The organism is Pseudomonas sp. (assembly GCF_026224925.1).
Classification (GTDB): Bacteria; Pseudomonadota; Gammaproteobacteria; order Pseudomonadales; family Pseudomonadaceae; genus Aquipseudomonas.
The window spans coordinates 1-3,724 of the sequence record NZ_JAMFRV010000716.1; the positions used below are offsets into that span (position 1 = coordinate 1).

Here is a 3,724-nt window from a genome sequence, read left to right on the forward strand (position 1 = left end):
GGGACAAACCTTCGACCTGCTGATGACTGATCAGGGTTTACCTGACATGAAAGGCGTTGACTTGGCGAACCGGGCGCTGGAACTGCGCCCTGCATTGCCCGTGCTGTTTGCCAGTGGTTATGCGGAGAACATTGAGGTGCCCACAGGAATGCACTTGATTGGGAAACCGTTCTCGATTGACCAGTTGCGTGACAAGGTCAGGGCGATTTTGAGCCAAGTGCATTGATGTGCAGACAATTGCTCAGGCGCAGCTAGCGGGTGATCGCACGCCATTGGGTTTTGAGGAAGACCAAGGGCTGACAGGTGCTGCGCAAACTGCAACTCATCGGTGCGCTGAAGTCTGCGCAGTCGTTGGAGAAAATCAGCTTTCAATCTCTAAACCACGTCAACTTTAATCAGTAACTAGCTGATTTTAATACACATATTATTGATGGCACGGCTCTTGATAATGACAGATCGTCCACGGTGCAATCGCATCGGGGCGGACCGATTATTTCATCCCAGGAGAGTTCCATGCCAACACCAGCCTATCTGTCGATCACAGGCACAAAGCAAGGCTTGATCACCAAAGAAGCCTTTACTGCTAAGTCGGTTGGTAACATTTATCAAGAAGGCCACGAAGATCAAATTCTGGTTCAAGCCTTCGCTCATCAAATCATCATTCCGCGTGACCCTCAGTCCGGCCAGCCAACCGGCCAGCGCGTCCACAAACCGTTGATGATCACCAAGATTTTTGACCGGTCTTCGCCATTGATTTTCAGCGCATTAACGTCGGGCGAGATGCTGACAAAATGCCGTCTGGAGTGGTTCCGGACCTCCTCATCCGGCGCCCAGGAGCACTACTACACCATCGAACTGGAAGATGCCTTGATCGTTGACGTGAGCTCGCGCATGCCTAACTGCCAAGACCCAAGCCAGTCGCACTTCACCCACCTCGAAGACGTTTACTTCACCTATCGCAAGATCACTTGGACCCACGAAGTCAGTGGCACGTCTGGCTCTGACGATTGGCGTACTCCAGTCGCGGGCTAATCGCGGCTGACGGTTTCGAGCAACGGCCAGATTTCCTGGCCGTTGCTCGTTAACGGCCTGTGGTTTAATTACGCCCCCTATATAGTGTCGAGATGTGCTGCACATGAAACCCAATCTGCCGAGCACTCCAACCCGCGTGCTTATCATTGGTTATGTCTGGCCGGAGCCTCGTTCGTCAGCGGCTGGTGGGCACATGGTGCAGTTGATTGAGTGTTTCCTGCAGCAAGGCTGGCAGGTCACCTTCAGCAGTCCGGCCGCCGCAGGAGAGCACAAGGCTGATCTAGGGGCTTTGGGTATTAGCGAAGTCGGCATCGAACTCAACAACAGCAGTTTCGATACGTTCATCACCGAACTTCAGCCTGACATCGTGCTGTTCGATCGCTTTATGATGGAAGAGCAGTTTGGCTGGCGCGTAGAAAAATACTGCCCCAACGCCCTGCGCGTTCTTGAAACGGTTGACCTGCATAGCCTGCGCGAGGCACGTCAGCAAACGCTCAAATCCCACCTTAAAAACGCGATCGCCCCTGATGAGTTAGCCGATTTTTTTACTCAGTCAGAGCAGGCCATGTTTCAACCGATGGCCAGTAGCGATTCGGCCCAGCGTGAAATAGCGGCCATCTACCGTTCGGACCTGAGCGTGATGATCTCCGATAAGGAAATCGATTTGCTGGTCTCACAATTCAACGTGCCCAGCGCCCTTCTGCACTGGTGCCCTCTTCTAGTGGAAACGGTTCCGACCACAGCGCCCGCCTTCACCGAACGCTCACACTTCCTCAGCATCGGCAATTTCCGCCATGCGCCCAACTGGGATGCCGTGTTGTGGATGAAGACCGCCATCTGGCCATTGATCCGTCAACAGCTGCCAACGGCGCAATTGCACATCTACGGTTCCTACACGCCGCCCAAAGCCACGGCGTTGCATAATCCGGCACAAGGCTTCCATATCATGAACTGGGCCGAAGACGCACTGCAGGTGATGTCTGCGGCAAGGGTTTGCCTGGCGCCGTTACGTTTCGGGGCAGGGATCAAAGGCAAACTGCTCGACGCCATGACCTGCGGCACACCCAGTGTCACTACCCCCGTCGGCGCCGAAGCCATGCACGGCGATCTGCCATGGCCCGGCGCGATCGCAACCAGCGCCCAGCGCATTGCCGACGCAGCCGTTGAGCTCTACCGCAACGAAGCAGTCTGGAATAACGCGCAAACAGAAGGTTGGGCCGTATTGGCCAACCGTTATCAATTCGAACCGCACTGCGCAAGCCTGATTGCCACGATAGAAGCGTGTCGTGCGAACTTGGCTCAGCACCGAACCAACAACTTCACCGGAGCCATGCTGCGTCACCACCACCACAAAAGCACCCAATACATGGCGCAGTGGATTGAGGCGAAAAATCGGGGGTAGCTTGATCCCCCACCGCAACATAACTGCGAATGCATCAGCGAGGCCTACGCAATAGATAAGTGTCCATAATCCAGCCTTTCTCCCGTCTCGCCGCTTCCCGAGCGTGCTGGATCTGCGCGCTGACGTCTTTCAGCTTACCTGCGATCAGTATTTCATCCGCCGTACCCAGGTAGGCGCCCCAGTAGATATAGAGGTCAGTGTCGGTAAACGTATCGAATGCACAGTGAGCATCAAGCATCACCACTACGTTTTCGATGTCCTCGGCACGACTCTGGGCCAAACGGCGCCCTGTTGTGATCTGGATCGGCTCACCGATGCGATTCAATGGTATGCGATGCTGCGCTGCCAGCGCTTGCACACTGGTGATTCCGGGAATCACTTGATAATCGAAAGACTCGGCCCCGCGGGCCAATACCTGGTCAAGAATGCGCAAGGTGCTGTCGTACAGCGATGGGTCGCCCCAGACCAAAAATCCTCCTACCTCGCCCTCGCCTACTTCATCAGCAATCAGCCGCTCGAACAACACTGCACGCTGTTCATGCCAGGTTTCGATTCCTGCTTCATAGGACTGCGAATCACCCCGGCGCTGGGGGTCCTGTACCTGGACGATCCGATAGTCTTCATGGGTGATATAACGCTCACAAATCTCCGTTCTCAACCGCAGCAGATCGTCGTTTTCATAACCTTTGTCGAGCAAAAAGAACACGTCAGCCTGATTGAGCGCGTTCACCGCCTGGACCGTGATCTGCTCCGGATGCCCCGCACCGATACCTATCAGCAGGATTTTTTTCATTAGGTAACAACTCCCAAAGTGTCGCAAACTCAGGTCTATGGATATTGACCTAAGCTAGTTGGCAACGCAGCCTAAAGGCCCTTCGGACCTTAACGCGAACAAGGCTAGGCTGCACTGATGTCCTGACTGACATATCATTGCGACGAACTACTCATGACAAAAACAACAAGAATTACCGATCCTTCCTACGAATTGATGGACGACCACAACGGCCTGTCAATCATCTACCGGGAACATGGGTTCCCGTGCCCGCTGGTGCGCTGGCATTTTCATAAGGAATACGAGCTGCATTTGATCGTGGCCAGTTCAGGCAAGGTCTTCGTCGGCGATTACATCGGTAACTTCTACCCGGAGAGCCTGTTCCTGACCGGCCCTAACCTGCCGCACAACTGGATTAGCCAGGTCGGCGAAGACGAGATAGTGCCCAAACGCGACATGCTGGTGAATTTCACCGATGAGTTGTTTGAAAGCGGTAACCTGGTGTTCGCCGAGCTAAA

Annotated in this window: 4 protein-coding genes and 1 pseudogene; 4 read left to right on the forward strand and 1 reads right to left on the reverse strand. The window is 54.4% G+C overall.

All coding sequences use genetic code 11. The features are described from left to right. From M0974_RS29925 to M0974_RS29935, 3 genes and pseudogenes are all read left to right on the forward strand, one after another. Positions 1–226: pseudogene (locus tag M0974_RS29925) on the forward strand (response regulator); the annotation flags it as partial. A gap of 287 nt (positions 227–513) precedes the next feature. Beyond that, the gene (locus tag M0974_RS29930) at positions 514–1,032 is read left to right on the forward strand and encodes an Hcp family type VI secretion system effector (protein ID WP_297845505.1); all 519 of its coding nucleotides are present in this window, start codon (positions 514–516) and stop codon (positions 1,030–1,032) included. Positions 1,033–1,135: 103 nt separating this feature from the next. Beyond that, entirely contained in the window at positions 1,136–2,434 is a 1,299-nt protein-coding gene (locus M0974_RS29935) for a glycosyltransferase family 4 protein (protein WP_297845507.1), read from the forward strand. A 34-nt stretch (positions 2,435–2,468) separates the two neighbouring features. Here the strand turns inward: M0974_RS29935 and cobF are convergent, their stop codons facing one another. Further along, on the reverse strand, positions 2,469–3,227 hold the full coding sequence (gene cobF / locus M0974_RS29940; RefSeq protein ID WP_297845508.1) for a precorrin-6A synthase (deacetylating): 759 nt from the start codon (positions 3,225–3,227) through the stop codon (positions 2,469–2,471). Between the two features lie 153 nt (positions 3,228–3,380). On the opposite strand from cobF, the gene M0974_RS29945 reads away from it, so the two are divergent. Next, positions 3,381–3,724 (forward strand): cupin domain-containing protein (locus M0974_RS29945; RefSeq protein WP_297845509.1); only part of this gene is annotated, 344 nt, incomplete at its 3' end.